This is a genomic window from Vreelandella venusta, assembly GCF_044809155.1.
Classification (GTDB): domain Bacteria; phylum Pseudomonadota; class Gammaproteobacteria; order Pseudomonadales; family Halomonadaceae; genus Vreelandella; species Vreelandella venusta_B.
The window spans coordinates 2,899,858-2,924,192 of the sequence record NZ_CP085241.1 but is presented as its reverse complement, the minus strand read 5'-3'; the positions used below and the strand labels follow the sequence as shown (position 1 = coordinate 2,924,192).

Below are 24,335 nucleotides of genomic sequence, written 5' to 3'. Positions count from 1 at the left end.
ACAAGCAGTGGCCTGTCATTCATGGATATTCAAAGTGCAACTAAACCTGCCAATCAGTGGGGCGAGCGTAACGCCGCTGTTACTTGGCGGCAAGCGCTTTACGCGGGCAAGCGTTGATAGAGCCTAGCAATACTTTCACCTGCTTGAGTTTCACGGTATAGCTGCCAGTTAGCCGGTACCGCCGGGTCGAGGCTCTGTTCGGTTTCCAGGTAGATCATTGCATCGCTGGCAAGCCACCCGCCCGACTCCAGCGCGGCATAGCAAGGCGCGGCTAAGCCTTGGTGAAAAGGGGGGTCGAGAAATACTACGTCCATAGGTTGCCCCGGCGTTTTTACAAACGTCTGTGCATCGGCGGTGACGACCGTGCCCTGCGTGGTCTTCAACGTGGCGAGGTTCTCACGAATCAGCGCGGCGACGTGGATGTCCCGCTCAACAAAGGTGACCTGGGCGGCCCCCCGTGAGAGGGACTCGATGCCAAGCGCGCCCGTGCCGGCAAACAGATCCAGCACCTGCTTGCCGTACAGCGCCTGGCCTAGCCAGTTAAAGAGCGTTTCACGCACCCGATCCGGTGTGGGTCGCAGGCCAGGATGGTCGAGCACGGGGAGCTGGCGGCGGCGAAAATCACCGCCAATAATGCGCAGTTTGCCCGGTGGTTTGGCCGATCCGCGACGAGGAGTCGATGGGCGTGAGGATGAGCGGGGAGAGCGTTGTCGTTTCATAAAGCGGATTGTAGCGGGCTACTTATCCAAAGTCTTGGTCTGCGGTGGTAGGATAATCGCAATGTTCACCTATTCAGTCGGATGACACCTATGTTCGGTTTTTTCAAACGTAAGAAAAAGCACGACTCCCAGCAGGAGCCCCAGGACACCCAGGCGCAGCCGGAAGCGTCTGAAGACACGCCAGACAAGGAGGCTACGCCCGCGCCTGACGTCACGGTGTTCCCAGAGAGACCCATTGAGGCGAAAGAGGCACCGCCCGCCGAGCCGTCAGAAGATGAGTCTACCAAGCCCGTATCGGATGACCCTTCTGAAGCGTTGGCTAATGAGCAGGCGCCTGAGCCAGTAAGCAAAGAGGACGTACAGCCTACCGGCGTTGATGAGGAAGTCACTCCCGCGCCGATCATGGACACTGTGCCAGAGCCAGAGCCAGAGCCAGAGCCAGAGCCAGAGCCAGAGCCAGAGCTAACGCCCGCGCCAGCCGCGAAGCCTGCGTTGCAAGAGAAGCCGGTAACGGAAACGGGCGAAAAGAAAGGTTGGTTTGCGCGTATTAAGTCCGGCCTTGGAAAAACCCGCGCGAATCTGACCGACGGCCTTGCCGACCTTTTCCTCGGCAAAAAGCACATTGATGATGAGCTGCTGGAGGATCTGGAAACCCAGCTGCTGATGGCCGACGTGGGGATTGAAGCCACTAGCGAGATTATTGAGCGCCTGGAGGCGCGCGTGTCCCGCAAAGAACTTAACGACCCCGAGGCGCTGTATCGTGGCTTGCAGGAAGAGCTTGCCGCACTGTTGGCCCCCGTTTCCACGCCGCTCAGCTTTGAAAAAGAGAGCGATGGCCCCTTTGTCATTTTAGTGGTGGGGGTCAACGGTGTGGGTAAAACCACCACCATCGGTAAATTAACCCAGCGCTTCCAGCGTGAGGGTAAGAGCGTCATGCTGGCGGCAGGGGATACCTTCCGCGCGGCGGCGGTAGAGCAGCTTAAAGTGTGGGGCGAGCGTAACAGCGTACCGGTTATTGCCCAACATACTGGGGCGGATAGCGCCTCGGTGATTTACGACGCGGTCGCCGCTGCCAAAGCGCGCGGAATAGATGTGTTGATTGCTGATACCGCTGGGCGCCTGCACAACAAGAGCCACCTGATGGAAGAGCTGAAAAAGGTGCACCGGGTGATGCAAAAGCTAGATAAGTCGGCCCCTCATGAAGTGATGCTGGTGCTGGATGCGGGAACCGGCCAAAACGCGGTGTCTCAGGCCAGCACCTTTAACGAAGCTGTGCCTATCAGCGGCATTACGCTGACCAAGCTGGATGGTACCGCCAAAGGGGGCATTATTTTTGCCTTGGCAAAACAGCTGGAAACGCCGATTCGCTTTATTGGCGTAGGTGAGGGTCTGGACGATTTGCGTCCTTTTAATGCTGACGACTTCGTCACCGCGCTGTTTGATCGGCAAGGGGATGACAGCCGCGCATGATCGCTTTTGAGCATGTGGGGAAGCGCTACGGAGGGCGCTTTGAAGCGCTGGCGCATCTGGACTTTCGCGTGGCGAGAGGCGAGATGGTGTTTCTTACCGGCCACTCTGGAGCCGGGAAAAGCTCGCTGCTGCGGCTGATCATGCGGCTGGAGAGGCCTAGTCGTGGCCGGGTAGTGGTGGCTGGTCACGACATTGCCCAGCTGCATGCCAGCCAGGTGCCGTTCTATCGTCGCCAGATTGGCGTTGTGTTTCAAGATCATCAGCTGCTGTTTGATCGCAGCGTGTTTCACAATGTCTCGCTGCCGCTGGAAATTCAAGGTGTTGACCCCCGCGAAACGGCGCGACGAGTGCGAGCAGCGTTAGATAAAGTGGGGTTGTTACACCGTGAAAAAGCGCTGCCAGTAGAGCTTTCCGGTGGTGAACAGCAGCGGGTAGGTATTGCCCGCGCCGTGGTCAATAAGCCCGCTTTGCTGCTGGCTGACGAGCCGACAGGTAACCTGGATCCGCAGCTCTCCGCCGATATTATGGCGCTGTTTGAAGATTTTAACCGTATTGGTACCACCGTGATGATTGCGAGCCACGATCTAGCGCTGATCGCTCGCCTGCGTCATCGCATATTGCGGCTTCAGGATGGCCGCTTAGTGGCGGATGAAGGAGCCGTATGAAGCGCTCAACCACGCCTCGTCAAACCGGCGCCGCGCCTAGAGCCAAGCGTGCGGCGGCAAAGCCCGCCGCTCCAGCGCCTGAAAAAGCGCCGCGCAGCGGGGCTCGCTCTCAACAAACGCGTTTCAGCAGTCGTCTGCGGGCCTGGGGGCGCCACCACCGGGCCATGGCGTTTGATAGCCTCTACCGGCTGGTGCGCCACCCGGTGGGGAACCTGCTTACGATGCTGGCCATTGCGATTGCCTTGGTACTGCCCGCCGCCCTGTGGCTCACGCTCGATAGCGCTAAGCTGCTGGATGCGGAGTTGGATGAGAGCGCCACATTAACCGTGTACCTGGAAACCGCTGTAGATACCGCGCAGGCGACGCGTATTGAAGAAGCGGTGAACGCGGAAAGCGATGTTGTGCAAACCCGGCTAATCAGCGCAGAAGAGGGCATGGCGGATTTTCAGCAATCGCTGGGGTTAGAGGATGTCTTGGCTGGTCTTGAGGGTAATCCGCTGCCCGCCAGTATTGTTATTTACCCGCAAAGCGTCGACCCCGCTGCGATGGCGCAATTAGCCCAGCGGCTTGAAACCTTGTCCGGCGTGGATGAAGTGCGCCTAGATTTAGCCTGGGTTGAACGCTTGCGTCATTTGGCGGACCTAGGTCGTCGCGTTGCGCTAGCGCTCGGCGTGCTGTTCGGGTTAGGCGTGCTATTGGTGGTGGGTAATACGATACGCCTGGCTGTCGAGAGTCGGCGGCGAGAAATCGAAGTAGTCATGTTAATTGGCGCCACTCACGCGTTTGTTCGTCGGCCTTTTTTATACAGCGGTGCTTGGTACGGTTTGGGCGGCGGAGTGCTGGCATTAGGTTTGCTAGGGCTTGGCAACTACTGGCTAGCAATGCCTGTTGCCGCGTTAGCAGCAAGCTACGGCGCGAGCTTTGTCTTACCGCAATTGGACATGGCGGGGTCTACAATCCTGCTATCTTGCAGTACACTATTAGGCTGGTTAGGCGCATGGCTAGCCGTGACGCGACACCTTGCCAGTATTCGTCCGCGTTAATAATGGCAAAAACGGTTTTCACCAGCGATTCTATGCTTTATAGCGCGAATCGCCATTGTTATGTGGGCATAAACAGGAATTACCACCCCTGTTTTATAGATGGCGGTGTATCGCCGTAATAAGTGCGGTAGCGTTCGCCTGAACCTTACGCTTAGTCTAAGGTCTTAGTAGGTAATAAATAACGTATGGGCCATTTTTCCAGTACGTTTCCACGATTGGTTACAAGGGAGACCACCAGCACATGAGCACTAGTCTTATACCGGTGGGACAGCTTTCTCCAGGCCATGACCTGGGCGGTTATATTCAAGCGGTCAACGGTATTCCTGTTCTTAGCGTTGAGGAGGAGCGCGAACTTGCGTTTCGTCTCCACGATGAAGGGGATCTTGAAGCTGCACGCCGTCTGGTGCTTTCGCACTTGCGTTTTGTTGTGCATATTGCTCGCAGCTACTCAGGCTATGGCCTGCCGCAGGCGGATCTGATTCAGGAAGGTAACGTCGGCTTAATGAAAGCCGTTAAACGCTTTGATCCCAACCAGGGCGTTCGCTTGGTGTCTTTTGCCGTTCACTGGATTAAAGCAGAAATCCACGAGTTTGTGCTGCGCAACTGGCGTATCGTTAAGATTGCCACCACCAAAGCTCAGCGTAAGCTCTTCTTTAACCTGCGTAGCGCTAAAAAGCGTCTATCTTGGTTGAATAACGACGAAGTTAGCGCAATTGCTAAAGATTTGGACGTTAAGCCTGAAGTCGTTCGTGATATGGAAGGTCGCCTTTCTGCGTTTGATGCAGGTTACGACGCTTCACCTGGCGAAGACGATGAGAGCACGTATCAAGCGCCTGCCTTCTTTTTAGATGATGCGTCGGCAGATCCGGCATCACAGATTGAAGACAGCGACTTTGAAGAGGACTCCACCCGTCGTCTTCAGTTGGCCCTGAAAGACCTGGATGAGCGCTCACGGGATATTTTGCAGCGTCGTTGGTTGACCGACGATAAAGCAACTCTTCACGATCTTGCCGACATATATGGTGTGAGCGCTGAGCGCATTCGACAGCTCGAAAAGAACGCAATGAAAAAGCTGCGTCAGAAAATGGGTGAGGCGTTAGCCGCGTAAAGTCGATGTGGTCGTAGTCGACGTAGTCATAAAAAACCCCGAAGGTACTACCTTCGGGGTTTTTTGATGCGTGAACGCTTAGCGGCTAGGCAGGCTGTACCGTTTCCTTTAGCAGTTGGCTAGAAAGCATCGCCCACTGGTCTTCCCAATATTCAGTGGGCAAGCGTTTAAAGTCGCTGCGCACATATTGGGAGATACGCCCTTCTACGTGAGCAATAAGCAGGTTGGCGGCAGCTGAAGCGGGAATGGTCGTGCGCGTGCCTTCACGAATCTCAGCCTCCCTTAGCACCTGCTTAAGCTGGGTTTCCAGGCGTTCAAACAGCTGGTGAACCCGCTGGCGTAAGCGTGCGGTTTCGCCGGTCAATACGTCGCCACCGAGCACCCTGGCAAGCCCCGGGTTCTTCTCAGCAAACCCGAGTAGCAATGCCAACATGGTGCTACAGCGGCCTACTGCATCGGGTATATCTTCGAGAATGCGGGTAATGCGCGCGAAAATGCTCTCTTCGATGAAGTCGATCAACCCTTCAAACATACGCGCCTTGCTGGGAAAGTGGCGGTAAAGCGCCGCTTCCGAGACGCCTACTTGGCGGGCAAGGGCAGCGGTAGTAATCCGTTTTCCGCTGTCCTCTTCTAGCATGGTGGCCAAAGCGTGCAGAATCTGCTCGCGGCGGTGCGGTTTCTGATCGTCGCTCATAGCGTTAGCCCTCCGTCGCGGTTACTCTGCGTCTGTAATGAGGGTGCCTACCCCAGCGTTGGTAAAAATTTCCAGTAACACCGCGTGGGGAACACGACCATCGATGATGTGCGCACTATTAACGCCCCCTTTTACGGCCTCTAGCGCGCAGCGTATTTTGGGCAACATGCCGCCATAAATAGTGCCGTCAGCAATTAAGCCATCTACCTGGGCAGTAGTGAGGCCGGTAAGTACCTCGCCTTCGCTATTCATTAGGCCTGCGACGTTTGTTAAGAGCATTAGCTTCTCAGCGCTTAATGCTTCCGCTAGCTTGCCAGCCACCAGGTCGGCGTTAATGTTGTAGCTATGCCCTTCGGCATCAACGCCAATGGGCGCAATGACGGGAATAAAGTCGCGTGCCGCGAGCATCTCGATCAGGTCAGTAGAGATTGCTTCTACCTCGCCGACGTGACCGATATCGATAATTTCCGGTGCGGTCATCTCTGGGCTTTGGTGCTCAACCTTGAGCTGGCGCGCGCGGATTTGTGCGCCATCTTTTCCGGTTAAACCGATCGCTTTGCCGCCGCTTTGGTTAATCAGGTTGACGATGCTTTTGTTCACCAGCCCGCCCAGTACCATCTCCACCACATCCATGGTTTGAGAGTCGGTGACGCGCATGCCATTAACAAAGCGTGACTCGATATTGAGCTTTTCCAACAGGCTGCCAATTTGTGGGCCGCCGCCGTGGACAACAACCGGATTAATGCCGACCTCTTTCATCAGTACGATGTTGCGAGCGAAAGAGTTCATCAGCGTATCTTCGGTCATGGCGTTGCCGCCGTATTTAACCACCACGGTTTTGCCGGAAAACTGTTGAATATAGGGGAGGGCTTCTGACAGCACCTCCACAACGACCTGTGGGTCGCGGCTTGCTGAACTCATGACGTTGTCCCTTTGCTCTTTTAATCGCTACTGAAGTTGGCTGTTTTATTTTATGGCGCTTTTAAGATGCGCTCATTGTGGTTTGGTTTCCGGAATCTGAAGCGCTGGTGACACCGCTGCGAGAGCGTGGGCAAAGCGCGCGCGTATACGTTCAAGTGCTGCGGCATCTTTGCCTTCAAAGCGCAGCACGAGGGCCGGCGTGGTGTTGGACGCTCGGCATAACCCCCATCCGTCGGGGTAGTCGACGCGGATACCATCCAGCGTCGTTCTGATACCTTCGCCGAAGTTGCCTTCACGGGCAAGCTTCTCGACGATGGCAAATTTATCTTCGTCCGGCACCGTGATGTTGATTTCGGGTGTGCCTACATCTTGTGGGAATTGGTCAAACAGTGCGTCAGCGCCGCCAGGATAACGCGCTAGAATTTCCAGCAGACGGGCTGCAGCGTAAAGGCCGTCGTCGAATCCGTACCAGCGTTCTTTAAAAAAGATATGCCCGCTCATCTCACCGCCCAGCAGCGCTCCAGACGCTTTCATGCGCGCCTTGATCAGCGAGTGCCCAGTGCGCCACATTTCGGGTTCGCCACCTGCTTCACTGATGACTTTGGCCAGGTTGCCGGTGCATTTGATATCGAAAACCACCTTGGCGCCGGGGTTGCGCGACAGCATGTCCGTCGCAAATAGCATTAGCAAGTGATCGGGGTAGATCATGCGGCCGCTGGGTGTGACAACCCCTAAACGGTCGCCGTCGCCGTCAAAAGCGAGGCCAATATCGGCACCGGTTTGCTGCACATGGTGGATTAAATCCTGAAGGTTTTCAGGCTTGCCGGGGTCGGGGTGGTGGTTGGGGAAGTGGCCATCAATTTCAGCGAAGAGCGGCGTAGTGGTAACACCCAGCCGCTCGATAAGCGCTGGGCCTAACTCACCCGCGACGCCGTTTCCGCAGTCCACCACGGCGCTCAGCGGCCGCTCGAGCTGCACGTCACTGAGAATACGCTCCAGATAGGTGGTGCGTAGGTCATACGATCGCACGCTGCCTTCGCCCTGGGTAAAATCGCCCGCTTGTATCCGCTCATAGAGCGCGGTAATGGCATCGCCTGAGAGTGTTTCACCCGCTAAAACAATTTTAAAACCGTTGTAATCAGGCGGGTTGTGGCTGCCTGTGAGCATCACTCCTGAAGCGCTTTCTGATAGCGTGCAGGTGGCGAAGTAAAGCACCGGAGTAGGCACCATACCAATATCAATGACGTCCCGCCCAGCAGCCTGTAGGCCGCGAATCAGCGCTGCTTGAAGGCGTTGGCCGGAAATGCGCCCATCCCGTGCCACCACCACCGTTTGCTCGCCGCGGGCTGCGGCCTCAGAGCCGACGGCGCGGCCAATGAGTTCGGTGGTGGCTTCGCTTAAGGTGTCATCCACAATCCCACGAATGTCGTAGGCGCGAAATATCGAAGCGGGTACGGTCATGGTCGTTCCTTGCGAAGCGCTAGGGCAGTGAGTGAGTGAGTTAGTTAGCGTGTTTATTGACGGCCGGTGCTGCCGAACCCGCCGCTGCCCCGGGAGGAGTCAGTAAAGCGCTCAACGATCGTCAACTCAGCCTGTACCACGGGAACCAGGACGTACTGAGCAAGCCGTTCGAAGGGCGTAATCGTGAAGCTTTCCTGCCCGCGGTTCCACACCGAGATCATCAGTTCGCCCTGGTAGTCGGAGTCGATTAACCCCACCAGGTTGCCCAGCACGATACCGTGTTTGTGGCCCAAGCCAGAGCGCGGCAGAATCATCCCTGCAAGGCTTGGGTCTTCAATATAGATGGCAAGGCCGGTACGCACGAGCTGGCATTCGCCGGGCGCAAGCGTCAGCGGCTCATCCAGCAGTGCTCTTAAATCCATCCCAGCAGAGCCTGCCGTGGCGTAGGAGGGGAGGTAGTCGTGCAGGCGCTCGTCTAACACGTTGCACTGCAGGCGCGGGCTGCTCATGGTCAGGCTCCAGAGGTAATCAAAGAGAGTTGCTTAAGTGCGCGTTGAATAATCAGCCCAGCGAGCTGGGTTTTCGGCTGTGGGGGGGCGACAAGCTGCTCGTTACCCTGAGGAGTACGCCACACTATTAGTGCCGCATTATCATCGCTGCCAAAGCCCAGGCCTTGCTGGGAAACATCGTTGGCAACGATCATATCCAGCCCTTTGCGGGCCAGTTTATCTTGGGCGTAGCGCTCGACGTTCTGAGTTTCTGCCGCAAAGCCCACCACAAAAGGGCGCTGCTTTTCAGGCAGTGCCGCGACATCGGCAATGATGTCGGGATTTTTCACCAGCGTCAGCGTTAGCGTGTCGCTGCCGTCGGTTTTTTTGAGCTTGTGTTCGGCAGCGTTTGCCGCGCGGTAGTCGGCCACCGCCGCGCAGCCAATAAACAGCGCTGCCTGTGGGGCTAAACGTAGCGCTTCTTGGTGCATCTGCTGCGCCGTCTCCACCTCAATGCGCTCAACCCCTTTTGGCGTTGGTAGGCTGACAGGGCCGCTGATCAACGTGACACGCGCGCCTTGCGCTGCTGCTTCAGCGGCTAGCGCGTAACCCATTTTGCCCGAGCTATGGTTTGACAAGTAGCGCACTGGGTCCAGCGCTTCTCGGGTGGGGCCAGCGGTAATCACTACATGGGGAGCGGACGCGGTCGCGGCCACAGGCGGCGCAAAGTGGCGGGTAATCGCCTCCATAATCTCTTCAGGCTCGCTCATCCGCCCTGGCCCCACATCGCCACAGGCTTGTTCACCAGCCGCCGGGCCAATCAGCTGCCATCCATCCTGCACCAGTTGCCGAGCGTTGCGCTGGGAGGCTGGGTGACGCCACATGGCTTGGTTCATCGCGGGTGCGATCAGACGCGGCGCTTCAGACGCAAGGCATAGCGTGGACAGTAGATCGTCAGCCATGCCGTGCACCAGGCGGGCAATGAGGTCGGCGGTCGCTGGAGCGATGACGATAACATCCGCCCAGCGGGCCAGCTCGATATGCCCCATGCCAGCTTCGGCTTCGGGGTCTAATAGTGAGGTGCGTACCGGCTCCCCGGAGAGCGCCTGCAGGGTGAGCGGCGTGATAAAGGCTTGGGCGCCCTCGGTCATGACCACGCGTACCTCGCAGCCCGCTTGCTTGAGAAGGCGAATAAGTAGCGCGCTTTTATAGGCCGCAATGCCCGCGCTGACGCCTAGCAGTAGGCGCTTGCCGGCAAGCGACGATGGAGAGGATAGCGGAAGTGAAGCCATGGCGGGCAATCCAGTGTGACATTCATAGAGTGGCTTACCATACCATTTGACCGATTATTTTGGCATGCTCGAACGAGGTCTAATACGGCTAGGTATAGTGAGGCACGTGCCGGGTGTCACGCATTACACAAAAAAGCAGGGAGGCAGGAATGGGTATTAATCACTGGCCAGAAGGCGAGCGCCCAAGAGAAAAGCTATTAAATATGGGGGCTCAGTCGCTTTCCGATGCCGAGCTTTTAGCGATTTTCCTACGGGTGGGCGTGCAAGGGCGCTCGGCAGTGGATCTGGCGCGGGATCTGCTGGCCAGCTTTGGCGGGTTAAGGCAGCTTTTGGAGGCCGACCAGAACCAGTTTTGTGCGGCGCGGGGGCTGGGTAGCGCCAAGTTTGCGCAGCTGCAGGCGACGCTTGAGCTCTCCAGACGTCATTTAGCCAGCCAGCTGGCGCGGGGGAATGCGCTCACTTCGCCTGCGCTGGTGCGCCACTATCTCAGTTCACAGCTGCGCCATTTAGGGCATGAGGAGTTTGCGGTGCTTTTTTTAGATACCCAGCACCGAATTATTCGCTATGAATCCCTGTTTCGCGGTACCCTAGACAGTGCATCCGTTTACCCCCGCGAAGTTGCTAAGCGTGCGTTAGAATTGCACGCAGGTGCTGTCATCCTGGCACACAATCACCCATCGGGTGTTGCTGAGCCAAGCGATGCTGATCGACGTATCACCGAACGCTTAAAATATGCTCTTGCACTCTTTGATGTGCGGGTGCTGGATCATTTTGTGGTGGGTGACGGTGACGTGGTTTCATTTGCCGAGCGCGGCTGGCTATAAAAAGATAAGCGACACAATGACCTTATGGTTATGGCTGTTTGTCTAAGTAAACTGACCAAAAAACGCCTTTTTTGGCCTTTTTGGGCGGTTTTCCTTGCCGGTAGCTAGGCGCTCTGGTATAAAGTGCCACCTTTAAACTTGGGTTGAATAACGGATTTGGGTAAAGCTTGGCGGTTAACGGCGTCGACTCCTCCCTGCTCCGGTTTGCCCGACAGTTTTGAACAACTCGCCAAGTGGTTGGAGGCTCTCATGTCCAAAGTATGTCAGGTTACCGGCAAGCGTCCGGTAACTGGAAATAACGTTTCTCACTCCCAGCGTAAGACTCGTCGTCGTTTCTTGCCGAACCTGCACACCCATCGTTTCTGGGTTGAAGCTGAAAACCGCTTCGTCAAGCTGCGCGTTTCCTCTAAAGGTATGCGTATCATTGACAAGAAAGGTATCGAGTCGGTTCTGGTTGATATCCGCAAGCGCGGCGACGCGATCTAAGCAAGCATTTTTGGGAGAGTTAAACCATGCGCGATAAGATCAAGTTGGTGTCTAGTGCCGGTACAGGCCACTTCTACACCACTGATAAGAACAAGCGGAACACACCGGATAAGTTCGAATTCAAGAAATACGACCCGGTCGTCCGTAAGCACGTTATCTACAAGGAAGCCAAGATCAAGTAATCGCGGTTACGATGATCGGCTTTCACCGCAGGCGAGCGCCTGTCGAAAACCCGGCCTTAAGCCGGGTTTTTGCATGCCTGCTTATTAGTATCTCTGTTAGGGCGTGCCGCTATTGCGTCAGCAAGGTGTGGCAACGTCACTGCCAGAGCGTCGTCACTGTGCTGTCATCATAGGCTTTCATCATGCCTGAATTGCCTGAAGTGGAAACGACACGACGCGGCATTGCCCCCTATCTGGAAGGGCAGGAGATCAGCGAAGTGTTGGTCCGCCAGCCGCGTCTTCGTGTGCCGGTACCTGATGATCTTGTCGAGCGACTGATAGGGGCGCGGGTTGGTGTGTTAAAACGCCGGGCCAAGTACCTGCAAATCCCCTTAATAGCGCCTGAGGGGGAGGCTACGCTTTTGTGGCACCTGGGTATGTCGGGCAGCTTGCGGATTGCCCGTGTGGGTGATTTGCCAAAAAAGCATGATCATGTAGACGTGGTCACTACCTCGGGATACGTGCTGCGCTATCACGACCCACGCCGCTTTGGGTTTGTTGATTGGCAGCAGGGTGACGGCAGCCTGGATAAACGGTTGGCGCATCTTGGGCCAGAACCATTAGATGACGCGTTTAACGGCCGCTGGCTGTATAACGCGTCACGTAACAAGCGCGTCGCGGTGAAACCCTTTTTGATGGATAACCGCGTAGTGGTCGGCGCGGGTAATATCTATGCAGCCGAGGCGCTGTTTATGGCGGGTATTGACCCGCGCCGCGCGGCAGGGCGGATTTCCCTAGCCCGTTATCAAGCGCTCGCTGCTGCGGTTAAAGACGTGTTGGCGGCGGCGATTACCCAGGGCGGCACGACACTGCGTGATTTTGTCAGCGGCCAGGGCGAGCCGGGCTACTTTGCTCAGCAGCTCAATGTCTACGGGCGTCATGGGCAGCCCTGCCTGCGCTGCGGCACCGAGCTTAGGCGCATCACGCTGGGGCAGCGCGCAAGTGTGTTTTGTCCTGGCTGTCAGCGCTAACGACCGGCTTTTACTGTTGTCTGTACTTTCAGAGCCTATGTACTCTGTGAGATTGCTTTTTTGGAGATTGTTGTGACTCAACGCCTGCGCCTGAACAAAGATGCTGATCGCCGCCTAAAAGCGGGCCATCTGTGGATCTACTCTAACGAAGTAGATATCAAAGAGACGCCGCTGAAAAACTTTGCCGCAGGTGAGCCTGCACTCATTGAAGCATCGAACGGTAAAACCCTTGGGGTGGCCTACGTTAATCCGCACTCGCTTATCTGTGCGCGGGTGATGTCGCGCGACCCAGAGATGCGCCTAGACCGCTCGCTGTTTATACACCGCTTTAACCAAGCGTTGGCCCTACGCCAACGTCTGTTTGATAAGCCGTTTTACCGCCTGATTCACGGTGAAGGTGATCTGCTGCCGGGCCTAGTGGTTGACCGTTTTGGCGATGTGGTCGTGGTGCAGCTTAATACAGCGGGTATGCAGGCACTGGCGGAAGATATTGTCGATGCCCTGGAAAAAGTCATTAAGCCCAGTGCCATTGTCTTCCGTAACGATACCGGCGGCCGTCGTCAGGAAGGCCTGGAAGCTCACGTTGACGTTGTGAAAGGCATACTGCCCGATGAAGTGCTGCTAGAAGAGAACGGCGTACAGTTTGCCGTGCCGGTGCTTAACGGCCAAAAAACCGGCTGGTTCTTCGACCACCGGGTTAATCGTGCGTGGCTGAATAGCCATGTGGCAGGCAAGCGCGTGCTGGATGTATTTAGTTACGTGGGCGGTTGGGGAGTACAGGCGGCGGTTAGCGGTGCGTCGGAGGTGCTGTGCGTCGACTCCTCTGCCTCAGCGCTTGATCAAGTGGCGCGCAACGCCGAGCTAAACGGTGTGCAGGAGCAGGTCGCGGTGGGCGCAGGCGATGCGTTTGAAGCCCTAGCGGCGCTGAAAGCCGACGGCGAACAGTTCGACGTGGTGGTTCTTGACCCGCCTGCGTTTATCAAAAAGCGTAAGGACATTCCTAACGGTGAGCGTGCCTATGCACGCTTGAATCGTGAAGCGATGCGCCTGTTAGGTCGTGATGGCCTGCTGCTATCTGCTTCGTGCTCTATGCACCTCGCGCCTGAGCGTTTGGTTGATGTGGTGCGCGGTGCGGTGCGCCATCAAGACCGCCAAGGCCAGGTGATTTACCAGGGCCACCAAGGGCCTGATCACCCAGTGCATCCGGCGATTCCGGAAACATCTTATTTGAAAGCACTGGGCGTGCGCGTGTTCCGCGACTAAGTGCAGCAGGCAAATGGCGTAACCGAATAAGGCGAGGAGCAAAGGCGATGGAGTGGGCGCTGCCGAACCCTTTTGTGATCGATATTCAGGTGACCCAAGCGGCTATCGACGCTTATCAGCATGTTAATAACAGCGAGTATCTTCGCTGGGTTGAGCAAATCAGCTGGGCGCATTCTGAAGCGCTGGGTTTATCGCTTGAGCGCTATCGTGCGCTGGATCGCGCAATGGTAGTGCACCGTCATGAACTGGACTACCTGGCGCCTGCCTTTATGGGCGATGCACTCAAGCTTGCGACGTGGATTGTGGCGTGTGACGGGCGATTTAGCCTAACGCGCCGCTTTCAGTTAAAGCGCGAAGGTGATGGAAAAACGCTGCTCAACGCGCGCACGCGGTTTGCCTGTGTTGCGCTTTCGAGCGGCCGCCCTAAGCGGCTGCCAGAAGAGTACCTACACTGCTATGGCGGCGCAGTGATAGCAGAGTAGTATCGCGATTAGACGACGATTTTTTCGCTTAGCGCCGTTAGCCACTATATTTTCCTTCTATAAAACGCCTTAACCGGCGTTTTTTTTGTTTTTCAATACTGGGGTGGTGGTTAATGCCAGCAGTGCGGTAACTTTCTTATCAGCGTCTATTTATCGTTTATTGCGGACGCCCCTTATGATGATCTTCTGCTGAGAAGGAAAACGCCCATGAAAATCGCCGTACCAAAAGAGATTAAAAACCATGAGTATCGCGTCGCCCTAACGCCTACCGGAGTGCGCGAGCTAGCCGAGCATGGGCATACGGTGTGGGTTCAAGCCGCTGCAGGTGAGGGCGCTGGGTTTAGCGACAGCGACTATGAAGCCGCTGGCGCCCAGATAGAAGCGGATGTGGAGGCGCTGTGGCAGCGTGCCGAGCTGATTTTAAAGGTTAAAGAGCCCCAGGCTGAAGAGGTTGCGCGGCTAACGCCTAATCACACCCTGTTCACCTACCTGCACTTAGCCGCTGAAAAGTCACTAACCCACGGGCTAATGGAGAGCGGCGCTACCTGCATTGCCTATGAAACCATTACCGATGCTAAGGGTGGCCTGCCGCTGCTGGCGCCGATGAGCACCGTCGCGGGCCGCATGGCGGTGCAGGCGGGGGCACATAGCCTGGAAAAGGCGCAGGGCGGCTCTGGCGTGCTGCTGCCGGGAGTGCCGGGTGTGGCGCCGGGCAGTGTCACGGTGATTGGCGGTGGCGTGGTGGGTGAGAACGCAGCGCGTATGGCACTTGGCCTAGGGGCCGATGTCACAATACTCGATAAATCGATTGCTCGGCTGGAAGTGTTGGACGACCGCTACCAGGGAAAGATTAAAACCGTCTACTCCACAGCGGATGCGCTGGATTATGCAGTAAAAACCGCCGATATGATTGTGGGGGCCGTGCTAATACCGGGTGCGGCCGCCCCCAAGCTGATTACCCGGGCAATGCTGGCGGATATGAAACCGGGCAGCGTGCTAGTCGATGTTGCGATCGATCAGGGCGGGTGCTTTGAAACCAGTAAGCCCACCACCCACGCTGAACCCACGTATCTTGTGGATGGCATCGTTCACTACTGCGTGGCCAATATGCCCGGCGCGGTGGCGCGTACGTCGACCTTAGGGCTGACCAATGCCACGCTACCCTTTGTGCTTGCGTTGGCCGATAAAGGCTGGCGCCAGGCGTTGGCAGACGATGCGCACTTCCTCCCCGGCCTCAATGTCCATAACGGCAAGATAACGTACCGTGCTGTTGCAGAAGCGTTTGGGCTAGAGAGCGTAGACCCTGCCAGCGTGGTGAAGTGAACCTGCGCGTCGTGCTTATTGCTTATTAGTAGTGGGGCGGTATTTCATCTTCTGGGCGGGAATCACCCTGTGAATCACCCGCCTGGAGTGCCTGATGCTGCTCTCGTAAACGTTCACGCATGAGTATGCTTAACTGCTCTAATTTCTCTAGACGGCGCTCTTGCTGGGCAACGGCTTGATCCAGTGTGTCTAGCCAGTGCTCTTGGTACGCTAAACGACTCTCTAAAGATTCAAAACGTTGAGTTAGCTCAGCAGGCGATAAGTCGTTTGTCATGATAATATCGTTACCTTGTGTAGTATGCTCGGTACTGTTAGGAATGGGCCTAATTGTCTGAGTATTGTCCTTCGTCTGTTACCCATACAACAAGAGAGCTTTTATTATCTATGAATCCAAAAGTTGTTTTTCGCTGTTTCTTCATCAGTGTCTTACTGGCCGCCCCCACGCCGCTGCTGCTGGCGGGGATTGTTCATTTAACAAATGCGTTGCTCGCTGAACAGTTGTTAGCGGCGGGTGTTAATGGTGCTTATATTGCCGTTGCGTTGGGCTGTTTTGCCGTGCTGTTTATTGGCACGCTAGCCGCAGCTGCTCTGGCGCCACCCATGGTGGTAAAAGCAGATGTCGCCCGTGCGCAGCCTGCGCCACGTCAGCCCCAAGCGGCGCCCATGATGGAAGATGATGAAGAAGAGGATATCATCGACCCTAATGATGGCCGCGAAGAAGGGGAAGTGAAGTGGTTTAATACCAATAAAGGATACGGTTTTATTACTCGCGATAACGGTGAAGACGTGTTTGTTCACTTTCGTGCAATTCGTGGCCGTGGGCCGCGTATGCTCGCCGAAGGTCAGATTGTTCGCTATCACGTGATTAAGAACGACCGCGGTTTACAAGCCGACGATGTGAGTATTATTGAGTAGTTGTTCAAGCAGTTGTTGAAATAGCAAACCCCCGCGCATGCGGGGGTTTTGCGTTTAGCGGCCCGAATCTGGCCACTCAATGGCTTTTTCTTGACCGCCTGGCAACACTTGCCAAAAGCGGTCTGGATCATCGCCGGGATGCCAACCGCCCAGTGAGCAGCGCACTTCCGTTTGCAGCGCCTCGGCGGCGTGTTGAGCGCACTCTTGGTCGGTATGCCAGGGTGTGTGCTGGCTATCAAACCATAAGCTGGCAAAACCGTCAGCGGCCTTGTCAACTAACAGCACCGGAACTGCTTGTCCCTCATGCTGGCCACGGGTTTTCCACTTACCTTTACCCGCCGGGTTCAGGGGAGGCGCGCTCAGCGCCTCCTGTAGCCATGTGTTGATATGCTCCAGCGACACTTTCGCAAGGTACACCTCAATATCTGGAAACCGCTCCATCATACGCTTACCTCTTCCTGGATTAGCAGCGCTTGAAGCGTGGCCTCGTAAATGCGGCTTAGTTGGTCAAGGTCGCTGGCGAGCACGCGCTCGTTGGCTTTATGGATCGTGTCGTTAAGCGGGCCAAGCTCGACGACCTGGGTGCCAAGGGTGGCGATAAAACGACCATCCGAGGTGCCGCCGCTGGTAGAGAGCTGCGGGCGTTCGCCGGTGACGGCTTCTACGCCGCGAATCGCCGCATCCACCAGCTCGCCTTCAGCGGTTAAAAACGGTTCGCCGTTGAGTGTCCAGTCAATATGATACTCAAGGCCGTGCTGATCCAAAATCGCCTCGGTGCGCGCCCTCAGCTCTTCATGGGTGACTTCAGTTGAGTAGCGGAAGTTAAAGACAACTTCCACCTCGCCCGGAATCACATTGGTGGCCCCGGTGCCCGCTCGGAAATTAGAGATCTGAAAGCTCGTTGCGGGAAAGAAGTCGTTGCCTGCATCCCAGTGCTCATTTGTCAGTGCATCAAGGGCTGGCATCGCTTGATGAATCGGGTTGCGTGCCAAGTGAGGATAGGCGACGTGGCCCTGTATACCTTTGATATGCAGAACGCCACCCAGCGACCCACGACGACCGTTCTTAATGACGTCCCCCAAGCGGGACGTGGATGACGGTTCGCCGACGATGCAGTAATCCAGGCGCTCATTGCGCTCACGCAGATGCTCCACCACCGCACGGGTGCCGTCGACTGCCGGCCCTTCCTCGTCAGAGGTAATTAAGAACGCAATGCGGCCATCATGCTCAGGATGGGCGGCAACGAAACGCTCAACGGCGGTCAGCATGGCGGCCAGACTACCCTTCATATCCGCGGCACCGCGCCCACAGAGCATCCCGTTATCATCGATACAGGGGGCAAAGGGCGGGAACTCCCAGCTGGTATGTGGCCCGCTGGGCACAACGTCGGTATGCCCTGCAAAGGCCAAAACCGGGCCGTGATGGCCGCGTACCGCCCAGAAATTCTTCACATCGCCAAACGGCAGCTGCTCCACATGAAAGCCGAGCGCCGTTAAGCGCTCGATCATAATACCCTGGCAGCCTTCGTCATCTGGCGTTACCGATGCACGGCCAAGTAGTTCAAACGCCAGCTTCAGCGTAGGCGACAGTGCGTCAGGCTCAGTTATGGGCATGCAGCGCCTCATTTAGCGCAATGGCGCTTTTATTCGTCAGGCACTCGATGCGGCCATTTTGCGAATTGCGACGTAGCAGCAGGTCGTCTTGATTCGCCAGCTCGCGGGCGGCGATGGTGTTGACTTCCTGGCCCTGGTCGTCCAACAGAGTGACTTTGGAGCCTGCCGTGATGTAGAGGCCTGCTTCGACGGTGCAGCGGTCGCCTAACGGAATGCCAATACCGGCGTTGGCGCCGATCAAGCAGCCTTCGCCGACTTTGATGATGATGTTGCCACCGCCGGAAAGCGTGCCCATGGTCGAGCAGCCGCCGCCAAGGTCTGACCCTTTGCCGACCATAACGCCTGCAGAGATACGTCCTTCAATCATGCCGGGGCCTTCGGTGCCCGCATTGAAGTTGACGAAGCCTTCGTGCATGACGGTAGTGCCTTCACCCAGGTAAGCACCCAGACGTACGCGGGAGGTGTCGCCAATGCGAATGCCGGTGGGGACCACGTAATCGGTCATTTTGGGGAATTTATCCACGCAGTCGACCGATAGCGCACGGCCAGCCAAGCGTGCTTTTAGGCGGCGGGCGGGCAGCTCTTCGATATCGATGGCACCTTCGTTCGTCCAGGCGATGTTACGCAGCAGGCCGAACATGCCGGTCAGATCCAGCCCGTGGGGCTTCACTAAGCGGTGGGAAAGCAGATGAAGCTTAAGGTACACCTCGGGAGCGGTTTGCGGCGCCTGGTCACTCTCTAAAAACATGGCCACCAGCGGGCGGTGGCTGGCCGCTAATGCTTCAGCCAGCTCTGCCTGATCAGGATGGCCGGCCGCTTCCAGCGCTTTGGCTAGGCGCGTGCAGTCTTCCGGTAAGAAGCTAACGGGCGCGTTGCCCGCTGGCGCATCCAGCGCTTCTTTGGCGGCCGTGATGAGGCTCTCTGGTGGATTAAGCAGCGGAGCCGGGTAGTAAATTTCCAGCCAGTCGCCCTGAGTGTTTTGAGTGCCGATTCCAAGCGCGAAGCTCAGCATAATGCGTCTTCCTTTAAGTGTTTAAGAGCGTGAAAGAGAGTAAGAGCGTAAGAGCTGTTAAGTGCGTGAGAGTGAGGGGGCTAGCCGCTTAGTTTGTCGTAGTCGCCATCGCGGTAGCCTATCAAAATGGTGCCATCGTCCAGCTCCAGCAGCGGTCGTTTGAGCAGGGTGGGGTGCTGGAGCAGCAGCTGACGAGCCGAATTCGCGTCGTAATCTTTCTCTTCATCCGAAAGCTCGCGCCACGTTTTGCTACGTTTGTTAATCACGTCGACTAGGGGGGCGCGATGTAAAATATGCTCTAGTAGCGCAGCGGAAAGGCCGTCTTTGCGCAGATCGTGGGTTTTATAGAGCAGCGCTTTCTCATCCAGTGCTTTGCGTGCCTTGCGGCAGGTATCGCAGTTGCTAATCATGTAGAGCGTCAGCATGCAGCCTCCTAGCTGAGTTCGATCAATTGACGTAGGCGCTTGGCCGCTTCTAACGTTGGCTCAAGTTCTGCCACTAGCGCTAAGCGTAGCCGACCGGCTCCGGGGTTGTGACCGTTCTGCCCCGGGCGGCCCATCAAACTGCCGGGCAGTACGCTCACGTGCTGTTCGCTGAACAGCCGCTGGGTGAAGGCGATATCATCACCGCCGGGCACTGCAGGCCACAGGTAGAAGCTTGCTTGCGGAGTGGGGAAGTCCATCACCGGAGCAAGTACTTCCGTTACCGCACTGAATTTTTCACGGTAGGCATCGCGGTTAGCACGCACGTGGGTTTCGTCCTGCCAGGCGGCGATAGAAGCGTGCTGTAGCGGCAGCGACATGGCGCAGCCGTGATAGGTGCGGTAACGCTTGAACGGCGCTAACAGATCCGCATCCCCCGCCACAAAACCAGAGCGTAGCCCCGGCAGGTTGGAGCGCTTAGAGAGCGAGTGAAAGACCACGCAGCGGCGGTAGTCATCACGGCCAAGCTCGGCGCAGGCTTGCAAAAGCCCTGGCGGCGGCGTGTTCTCGTCCAGATAAAGCTCGGAGTAGCACTCGTCGGAGGCGATGATGAAGTCGTGCTCATCGGCCAGTGCAATCAGCTGTTTGAACTCAGCCAGCGGGGTGACAGCCCCAGTGGGATTGCCCGGCGAGCAGATAAACACGATCTGCACATCGCGCCACGTGTCTGCGCTAATCGCAGAAAAATCGGGGCGAAAGCCGTTCTCGGCGGTGCAGTCCAGGTAGAGCGGCGCGCCTCCTGCCAGTAGCGTCGCGCCTTCGTAAATCTGGTAGAACGGGTTGGGTACGGCTACGTTGGCCGGGCGAGTGCGATCCAGTGCCGCCTGTACGAAGGCGAAGATCGCTTCGCGGGTACCGTTAACCGGAAGTACCTGACGTTCGGCATCAAGCCCGGCTAAGCCAAAGCGCTGGGTGGCCCAAGTGGCAATGGTCTCGCGCAGCGCAGGCAGGCCGTTGGTGGCTGGGTAGCGAGCCATCTCTAGCTGGTGAGCCATAAGCGCATCAAGCGCGCCTTGGTAGGGGGCGTGCTGAGGCTCACCAATCGTTAAAGGGATATGCTCAAGCCCCGCTGGGGGCGTCAGCGCCGCTTTGAGGGCGGCCAGCTTCTCAAACGGATAGGGATGCAGGGCGTTTAAGTCAGGATTCATAGCGTGTCCGTTGATGGCTGGCGGGCGTAAGCTGCCGATTATAGGCAAGCCCCGGTGTAGGCTCAAACCTAACCGGGTTTGCAAACGTTATTAAACCCCTAATACCTCAATCAGGCGCTCGCGAAGCTGCTGCTGGCGTTCGGGGTCGGTAAGCGGCTCGCCTGCCTTGGTCGTGATAAAGAAAACGTCCTCTACCCGTTCACCTAGCGTGGCAATTTTAGCGGCTGAGAGCGAGATATCCTGCTCCATAAAAATGCGCCCCACCCGGGCCAGCAGGCCGGGGCGGTCGGGGGCGGTGAGCTCTAGCAGGGTGCGCTCGTTCGCCGGGTCCTGCTCAATCACTACTTCGGTCGGGACTTTGAAGTGCTTAAGCTGGCGCGGGGTGTGCCGAGTGACGATTTCTGGGTAGTCGTCTGGGTCGTCCAGCTCTTCCACCAGATGGCTGCGCATCTCCTCGATGCGTTCTGGGTCGCGAATGGGCTGACCGTGGCTATCCAGCACGATAAACGTATTCAGCGTCCAGTTATTGTGCGACGTAGCAATCCGAGCGTCGTGAATCGAGAGCCCCAGCTGCTCCATCGCGGCAGCCGTAGCCGCGAAAAGGTCATCCACCGAGCGGGTGTGAATAAACACTTTGGTGCCGCCTTCCGCCATATCCGCCGTGGGAGCGCTGATCAGCACCAGCGGAAGCGGCGAGGGCTGGTGATTGAGAATACCTTGGGTCTGCCAGACAATCTCGCTGGGCGCGTACTGCAGGAAGTAATCCTCTCCCAATGACTCCCATAGCTGGTCGATGTGCGCGCTATCGACACCGACCGTTTGCAGCAGCGAGCGCGCTTCGGTGCGGGTTTCGCGTACCCAGTCATCCCGGTCGGGCGGGTTGTTTAAGCCGCGCCTTAATGCGCGCTTGGTTTCAGCGTGGAGCTGACGTAGAAGGGAAGCACGCCAGCCATTCCATAGGGTGGGGTTGGTGGCGTTGATATCGGCAACGGTGAGAACGTAGAGGTAGTCTAAGCGGGTTTCGTCGCGCACCACGATGGCAAAATCACGGATAACATCAGGGTCACTGATGTCGCGCTTTTGCGCCGTCATAGACATCAGTAGGTGGTGCTCTACCAGCCAGCGCACCAAATTGGTATCGCGTTGGGAAACGTGGTGGCGTTTGCAAAACTGCTCTACATCCCGTGCCCCAATTTCCGAGTGGTCTCCGCCGCGGCCTTTGCCAATGTCGTGAAACAGTCCGGCAATCCATAGTAAGTCCAGCTTGGGCAGTTGGTGGATCAGCGTGGCTGCTACGGGGAAGTCGTCCTTGGCATCGGGCTTGCGAAAGCCGTGGAGAAATTTCAGCAGTCGCAGGGTGTGGGCATCCACCGTGTAGATATGAAACAGATCATGCTGCATTAGCCCCACGGCGCGGCCAAACTCCGGCAGATATTTGCCCAGAATGCCGTAGCGGTTCATGCGCCTAAGCTGGCGGGGAACGTTACCCGGGGCGCGGATGATCGCCATAAACAGCCGCTGATGACGTGGATCTTCCCGGTAGTGATCGTCAATTTGATGACGATGGTCGCGAATTAAGCGAATCGTGTCCGCACGCACGCCCTCTATCTCAGGGTGTTTCGCCATGAGTAAAAACAGCTCTAGCATGGCCGCCGGGCGCTCGCGGAACAGGCTGCGCGAGCGCACCTGAATATAGCCGCCTTTGGTTTCAAAGCGCTCGTTCAGTTTGACCGTTTCCAGCGACTCTTTACTGCGCAAAATCACTTCGTCGAAATGCTGCAGCAGCATGTCGTTGAGGCCAGCTAGGGCCGTCACGTGGCGGTAGTAGCGCTTCATAAACTGCTCTACCGCGAGCCGCTCGGGGGTGTCCTTGAAACCGAACATGTCGGCAATGGTGCGCTGGTGATCAAAGAGTAGGCGGTCTTCGGCACGCCCTGTCAGCATATGCAGGGCGTAGCGTACTTGCCATAAAAAGGCTTGGCCTTGGCTTAGTATGCGCAGCTCGGCATCGTTCATAAAACCGTTGGCGACGATGTCAGTGTACTGTTCCGTACCAAAGTGACGCTTGGCCACCCAGCCGATCATTTGGATGTCGCGCAGCCCGCCCGGCGAGCTCTTTAGATTGGGCTCCAAGTGGTATTCAGAGTTGTTGTAGCGGTAGTGGCGGGCGATTTGCTCTTGCCATTTGGCTTCGAAAAAGCGATTGGCCGGCCAGAGATGGTCAGCGTTTAGCCGCTCGCGCATCTGCTCTCGCAGCCATTCAGGGCCAGCGATCAGCCGTGATTCCAGTAAGTTGGTGATGACCGTCACATCTGCTTCGGCTTCACGCACACAGTCGTTGAGCGAGCGCACGCTGTGGCCAATCTCCAGGCCGATATCCCATAGGAACGTAATGAAGGCGGTTAGCGACTCTCGGTAAGGCGTGTCGTCGTCGCGCTCGAGTAGAAACAGTAAGTCGATATCAGAGTGAGGGTGCAGTTCGCCGCGCCCATAGCCGCCCACGGCGACCAGGGCGACGCTATCATCGGGCCAGACGTGTTGTGCCCAGGCAATGGCCAGCAGCTGATCGAGATACCACGCCCGTCCGCGCACTAGGTCACGGATATCGGCGCCGCCACGGAACTGCTCATCTAGCCGGGATTGAAGCTCGCGTAGCGCCGCTTTGAAGGGCGCCACAGGGGAGCGTGCTCCCTGCAGCTCGGTGCGAAAGGCCTCAAGATCATACAGTGCGGTGTCCGGCTCGAACCGGTAGTGGTGGAGTAGCATCAGCGATTCAAAAAGCTAAAGTCTTCATCACTGCGTGCGGTGAGCACTTCAACACCGGACTCGGTGACCAGCAGGGTGTGTTCCCACTGAGCAGACAGGCTGCGGTCTTTGGTGACGGCGGTCCAGCCATCGCGCAGCACCTTGGTTTTGTAACCGCCGACATTAATCATTGGCTCAATGGTGAAGCACATGCCGGCTTCCAGCGCGATATCCGCATCTGGCGCATAGCCATCGTAGTGCAAAAACTGCGGGTCTTCGTGGAAGTCAGCGCCAATGCCGTGGCCGCAGAAATCGCGTACGACAGAGTAGCCGTGCTCTTCAGCATGCTTTTGAATGACTCGGGCAAGTTCTGAGAGGCGAACGCCGGGTTTGATCAGCTCAATGCTTTTATAGAGACACTCTTGTGTGATGCGACACAGGCGCTCGCCCTGAATGGTCTCGCCGATCACAAACATCACGCTGGAGTCGCCGTGGTAGCCATCGGCGGTTTTGACCGTAATGTCCAGGTTCATGATGTCGCCGTTTTTAAGCTTTTTGGCATCGTCTGGAATGCCGTGACATACCACATGGTTGATCGAGGTGCAGGTTGCTTTCGGAAAACCGTGGTAATTAAGCGGCGCTGGCGTCGAGCCTAGCTCGTTGACAATGTACTCATGACACAGGCGGTCGATCTCCCCAGTGCTGATACCTGCTTTAACGTAGGGGGTGATCATTTCAATAGCGCTGGCAGCTTGGCGCCCGGCCTCACGCATTTTCTCGATTTCAGAAGGCGACTTAATAGGAACGTTCATGAATTCTCGATGTGGGGTCTAAGTAAGTGGGTGACAGTAAGTGCTGGAAAGCAAGTGATAAACGGCAAATAGTAGCGGCGAAGTAACGCCGTTTTATGGGCGGTGACTTCATCTTGGTAAGGATCTATGGTATAAAGCCGCGCGCTTTCCTGCAATCGCCATCCCACGCTTCTTGGC

At 56.8% G+C, this 24,335-nt stretch carries 26 protein-coding genes; 12 read left to right on the top strand and 14 right to left on the bottom strand.

Features of this window, described 5'->3' with window-relative positions:
- Positions 1 to 98 precede the first annotated feature (98 nt).
- Positions 99 to 719, bottom strand: coding sequence for a 16S rRNA (guanine(966)-N(2))-methyltransferase RsmD (gene rsmD, locus LG301_RS13620; RefSeq protein ID WP_404471694.1), 621 nt, complete (start codon positions 717 to 719; stop codon positions 99 to 101).
- A gap of 90 nt (positions 720 to 809) precedes the next feature.
- On the opposite strand from rsmD, the gene ftsY reads away from it, so the two are divergent.
- From ftsY to rpoH, 4 genes are all read left to right on the top strand, one after another.
- Positions 810 to 2,189, top strand: coding sequence for a signal recognition particle-docking protein FtsY (gene ftsY / locus LG301_RS13615; protein ID WP_404471693.1), 1,380 nt, complete (start codon positions 810 to 812; stop codon positions 2,187 to 2,189).
- Complete coding sequence (gene ftsE, locus LG301_RS13610; RefSeq protein ID WP_263067393.1) at positions 2,186 to 2,854, top strand: cell division ATP-binding protein FtsE; 669 nt, start codon at positions 2,186 to 2,188, stop codon at positions 2,852 to 2,854. The genes ftsY and ftsE overlap by 4 nt, the downstream gene beginning before the upstream one ends.
- Positions 2,851 to 3,897 carry a permease-like cell division protein FtsX gene (gene ftsX, locus LG301_RS13605; RefSeq protein WP_404471691.1) on the top strand — a complete coding sequence of 349 codons (1,047 nt, stop codon included), beginning with the start codon at positions 2,851 to 2,853 and terminating at the stop codon, positions 3,895 to 3,897. The genes ftsE and ftsX overlap by 4 nt, the downstream gene beginning before the upstream one ends.
- A 241-nt stretch (positions 3,898 to 4,138) precedes the next feature.
- Positions 4,139 to 5,005 carry an RNA polymerase sigma factor RpoH gene (rpoH, locus tag LG301_RS13600; RefSeq protein WP_263067395.1) on the top strand — a complete coding sequence of 289 codons (867 nt, stop codon included), beginning with the start codon at positions 4,139 to 4,141 and terminating at the stop codon, positions 5,003 to 5,005.
- A gap of 85 nt (positions 5,006 to 5,090) precedes the next feature.
- On the opposite strand, the gene slmA is transcribed toward rpoH, so the two are convergent.
- From slmA to coaBC, 5 genes are all read right to left on the bottom strand, one after another.
- Positions 5,091 to 5,699 (bottom strand): nucleoid occlusion factor SlmA, encoded by a 609-nt coding sequence (gene slmA, locus LG301_RS13595; RefSeq protein ID WP_404471690.1) that lies wholly within the window; start codon positions 5,697 to 5,699, stop codon positions 5,091 to 5,093.
- Positions 5,700 to 5,720: 21 nt separating this feature from the next.
- Positions 5,721 to 6,620, bottom strand: coding sequence for an acetylglutamate kinase (gene argB / locus LG301_RS13590; RefSeq protein ID WP_404471689.1), 900 nt, complete (start codon positions 6,618 to 6,620; stop codon positions 5,721 to 5,723).
- 72 nt (positions 6,621 to 6,692) lie between these two features.
- Positions 6,693 to 8,081, bottom strand: coding sequence for a phosphomannomutase/phosphoglucomutase (locus tag LG301_RS13585; protein WP_404471687.1), 1,389 nt, complete (start codon positions 8,079 to 8,081; stop codon positions 6,693 to 6,695).
- Positions 8,082 to 8,134: 53 nt separating this feature from the next.
- Entirely contained in the window at positions 8,135 to 8,590 is a 456-nt protein-coding gene (gene dut, locus LG301_RS13580; protein ID WP_263067399.1) for a dUTP diphosphatase, read from the bottom strand.
- Between the two features lie 2 nt (positions 8,591 to 8,592).
- On the bottom strand, positions 8,593 to 9,861 hold the full coding sequence (gene coaBC, locus LG301_RS13575) for a bifunctional phosphopantothenoylcysteine decarboxylase/phosphopantothenate--cysteine ligase CoaBC (RefSeq protein ID WP_404471685.1): 1,269 nt from the start codon (positions 9,859 to 9,861) through the stop codon (positions 8,593 to 8,595).
- A gap of 149 nt (positions 9,862 to 10,010) precedes the next feature.
- Here coaBC and radC point away from each other — a divergent pair, with 149 nt between their 5' ends.
- The 7 genes from radC (at position 10,011) to ald (ending at position 15,431) form a co-directional block, all read left to right on the top strand.
- Positions 10,011 to 10,685, top strand: a complete 675-nt coding sequence (gene radC, locus LG301_RS13570) for a DNA repair protein RadC (RefSeq protein ID WP_404471684.1) — start codon at positions 10,011 to 10,013, stop codon at positions 10,683 to 10,685.
- Between the two features lie 249 nt (positions 10,686 to 10,934).
- A complete protein-coding gene (rpmB, locus tag LG301_RS13565; RefSeq protein ID WP_009098620.1) occupies positions 10,935 to 11,171 on the top strand; it encodes a 50S ribosomal protein L28 in 237 nt (78 codons plus the stop codon).
- A 26-nt stretch (positions 11,172 to 11,197) separates the two neighbouring features.
- Positions 11,198 to 11,353 (top strand): 50S ribosomal protein L33, encoded by a 156-nt coding sequence (gene rpmG / locus LG301_RS13560; protein WP_009098622.1) that lies wholly within the window; start codon positions 11,198 to 11,200, stop codon positions 11,351 to 11,353.
- A 182-nt stretch (positions 11,354 to 11,535) separates the two neighbouring features.
- Positions 11,536 to 12,363, top strand: coding sequence for a bifunctional DNA-formamidopyrimidine glycosylase/DNA-(apurinic or apyrimidinic site) lyase (gene mutM / locus LG301_RS13555; RefSeq protein ID WP_404471683.1), 828 nt, complete (start codon positions 11,536 to 11,538; stop codon positions 12,361 to 12,363).
- Positions 12,364 to 12,435: 72 nt separating this feature from the next.
- Positions 12,436 to 13,626: a class I SAM-dependent rRNA methyltransferase gene (locus LG301_RS13550; protein ID WP_404471682.1), complete on the top strand. Its 1,191-nt coding sequence runs from the start codon at positions 12,436 to 12,438 to the stop codon at positions 13,624 to 13,626.
- 47 nt (positions 13,627 to 13,673) lie between these two features.
- On the top strand, positions 13,674 to 14,108 hold the full coding sequence (locus tag LG301_RS13545) for an acyl-CoA thioesterase (RefSeq protein WP_404471681.1): 435 nt from the start codon (positions 13,674 to 13,676) through the stop codon (positions 14,106 to 14,108).
- Positions 14,109 to 14,315: 207 nt separating this feature from the next.
- Entirely contained in the window at positions 14,316 to 15,431 is a 1,116-nt protein-coding gene (gene ald, locus LG301_RS13540) for an alanine dehydrogenase (RefSeq protein WP_404471679.1), read from the top strand.
- A gap of 25 nt (positions 15,432 to 15,456) precedes the next feature.
- Here ald and LG301_RS13535 read toward each other — a convergent pair whose 3' ends face one another.
- Positions 15,457 to 15,705 carry a SlyX family protein gene (locus tag LG301_RS13535; RefSeq protein ID WP_404471677.1) on the bottom strand — a complete coding sequence of 83 codons (249 nt, stop codon included), beginning with the start codon at positions 15,703 to 15,705 and terminating at the stop codon, positions 15,457 to 15,459.
- Positions 15,706 to 15,815: 110 nt separating this feature from the next.
- On the opposite strand from LG301_RS13535, the gene LG301_RS13530 reads away from it, so the two are divergent.
- Positions 15,816 to 16,346 (top strand): cold-shock protein, encoded by a 531-nt coding sequence (locus LG301_RS13530; RefSeq protein WP_404471676.1) that lies wholly within the window; start codon positions 15,816 to 15,818, stop codon positions 16,344 to 16,346.
- 54 nt (positions 16,347 to 16,400) lie between these two features.
- On the opposite strand, the gene LG301_RS13525 is transcribed toward LG301_RS13530, so the two are convergent.
- The 7 genes from LG301_RS13525 to map form a co-directional block, all read right to left on the bottom strand.
- A complete protein-coding gene (locus tag LG301_RS13525) occupies positions 16,401 to 16,790 on the bottom strand; it encodes a hypothetical protein (RefSeq protein ID WP_404471675.1) in 390 nt (129 codons plus the stop codon).
- Complete coding sequence (gene dapE, locus LG301_RS13520) at positions 16,787 to 17,959, bottom strand: succinyl-diaminopimelate desuccinylase (RefSeq protein WP_404471674.1); 1,173 nt, start codon at positions 17,957 to 17,959, stop codon at positions 16,787 to 16,789. The genes LG301_RS13525 and dapE overlap by 4 nt, the downstream gene beginning before the upstream one ends.
- Positions 17,946 to 18,971: a 2,3,4,5-tetrahydropyridine-2,6-dicarboxylate N-succinyltransferase gene (gene dapD, locus LG301_RS13515; RefSeq protein ID WP_404471673.1), complete on the bottom strand. Its 1,026-nt coding sequence runs from the start codon at positions 18,969 to 18,971 to the stop codon at positions 17,946 to 17,948. The genes dapE and dapD overlap by 14 nt, the downstream gene beginning before the upstream one ends.
- Positions 18,972 to 19,051: 80 nt before the next feature.
- Positions 19,052 to 19,396 carry a Spx/MgsR family RNA polymerase-binding regulatory protein gene (locus tag LG301_RS13510; protein ID WP_404471672.1) on the bottom strand — a complete coding sequence of 115 codons (345 nt, stop codon included), beginning with the start codon at positions 19,394 to 19,396 and terminating at the stop codon, positions 19,052 to 19,054.
- An 8-nt stretch (positions 19,397 to 19,404) separates the two neighbouring features.
- On the bottom strand, positions 19,405 to 20,601 hold the full coding sequence (gene dapC / locus LG301_RS13505) for a succinyldiaminopimelate transaminase (protein WP_404471671.1): 1,197 nt from the start codon (positions 20,599 to 20,601) through the stop codon (positions 19,405 to 19,407).
- A 90-nt stretch (positions 20,602 to 20,691) separates the two neighbouring features.
- Positions 20,692 to 23,367, bottom strand: coding sequence for a [protein-PII] uridylyltransferase (locus LG301_RS13500; RefSeq protein ID WP_404471670.1), 2,676 nt, complete (start codon positions 23,365 to 23,367; stop codon positions 20,692 to 20,694).
- Positions 23,367 to 24,158: a type I methionyl aminopeptidase gene (gene map / locus LG301_RS13495; RefSeq protein WP_404471669.1), complete on the bottom strand. Its 792-nt coding sequence runs from the start codon at positions 24,156 to 24,158 to the stop codon at positions 23,367 to 23,369. The genes LG301_RS13500 and map overlap by 1 nt, the downstream gene beginning before the upstream one ends.
- Positions 24,159 to 24,335 lie beyond the last annotated feature (177 nt).

Bases quoted from the DNA above. Each gene is read 5' to 3' on its own strand.
- rsmD (WP_404471694.1), bottom strand. From the start codon at position 719: ATGAAACGACAACGCTCTCCCCGCTCATCCTCACGCCCATCGACTCCT.
- ftsY (WP_404471693.1), top strand. From the start codon at position 810: ATGTTCGGTTTTTTCAAACGTAAGAAAAAGCACGACTCCCAGCAGGAG.
- ftsE (WP_263067393.1), top strand. From the start codon at position 2,186: ATGATCGCTTTTGAGCATGTGGGGAAGCGCTACGGAGGGCGCTTTGAA.
- ftsX (WP_404471691.1), top strand. From the start codon at position 2,851: ATGAAGCGCTCAACCACGCCTCGTCAAACCGGCGCCGCGCCTAGAGCC.
- rpoH (WP_263067395.1), top strand. From the start codon at position 4,139: ATGAGCACTAGTCTTATACCGGTGGGACAGCTTTCTCCAGGCCATGAC.
- slmA (WP_404471690.1), bottom strand. From the start codon at position 5,699: ATGAGCGACGATCAGAAACCGCACCGCCGCGAGCAGATTCTGCACGCT.
- argB (WP_404471689.1), bottom strand. From the start codon at position 6,620: ATGAGTTCAGCAAGCCGCGACCCACAGGTCGTTGTGGAGGTGCTGTCA.
- LG301_RS13585 (WP_404471687.1), bottom strand. From the start codon at position 8,081: ATGACCGTACCCGCTTCGATATTTCGCGCCTACGACATTCGTGGGATT.
- dut (WP_263067399.1), bottom strand. From the start codon at position 8,590: ATGAGCAGCCCGCGCCTGCAGTGCAACGTGTTAGACGAGCGCCTGCAC.
- coaBC (WP_404471685.1), bottom strand. From the start codon at position 9,861: ATGGCTTCACTTCCGCTATCCTCTCCATCGTCGCTTGCCGGCAAGCGC.
- radC (WP_404471684.1), top strand. From the start codon at position 10,011: ATGGGTATTAATCACTGGCCAGAAGGCGAGCGCCCAAGAGAAAAGCTA.
- rpmB (WP_009098620.1), top strand. From the start codon at position 10,935: ATGTCCAAAGTATGTCAGGTTACCGGCAAGCGTCCGGTAACTGGAAAT.
- rpmG (WP_009098622.1), top strand. From the start codon at position 11,198: ATGCGCGATAAGATCAAGTTGGTGTCTAGTGCCGGTACAGGCCACTTC.
- mutM (WP_404471683.1), top strand. From the start codon at position 11,536: ATGCCTGAATTGCCTGAAGTGGAAACGACACGACGCGGCATTGCCCCC.
- LG301_RS13545 (WP_404471681.1), top strand. From the start codon at position 13,674: ATGGAGTGGGCGCTGCCGAACCCTTTTGTGATCGATATTCAGGTGACC.
- ald (WP_404471679.1), top strand. From the start codon at position 14,316: ATGAAAATCGCCGTACCAAAAGAGATTAAAAACCATGAGTATCGCGTC.
- LG301_RS13535 (WP_404471677.1), bottom strand. From the start codon at position 15,705: ATGACAAACGACTTATCGCCTGCTGAGCTAACTCAACGTTTTGAATCT.
- LG301_RS13530 (WP_404471676.1), top strand. From the start codon at position 15,816: ATGAATCCAAAAGTTGTTTTTCGCTGTTTCTTCATCAGTGTCTTACTG.
- LG301_RS13525 (WP_404471675.1), bottom strand. From the start codon at position 16,790: ATGATGGAGCGGTTTCCAGATATTGAGGTGTACCTTGCGAAAGTGTCG.
- dapE (WP_404471674.1), bottom strand. From the start codon at position 17,959: ATGCCCATAACTGAGCCTGACGCACTGTCGCCTACGCTGAAGCTGGCG.
- dapD (WP_404471673.1), bottom strand. From the start codon at position 18,971: ATGCTGAGCTTCGCGCTTGGAATCGGCACTCAAAACACTCAGGGCGAC.
- LG301_RS13510 (WP_404471672.1), bottom strand. From the start codon at position 19,396: ATGCTGACGCTCTACATGATTAGCAACTGCGATACCTGCCGCAAGGCA.
- dapC (WP_404471671.1), bottom strand. From the start codon at position 20,601: ATGAATCCTGACTTAAACGCCCTGCATCCCTATCCGTTTGAGAAGCTG.
- LG301_RS13500 (WP_404471670.1), bottom strand. From the start codon at position 23,367: ATGCTACTCCACCACTACCGGTTCGAGCCGGACACCGCACTGTATGAT.
- map (WP_404471669.1), bottom strand. From the start codon at position 24,158: ATGAACGTTCCTATTAAGTCGCCTTCTGAAATCGAGAAAATGCGTGAG.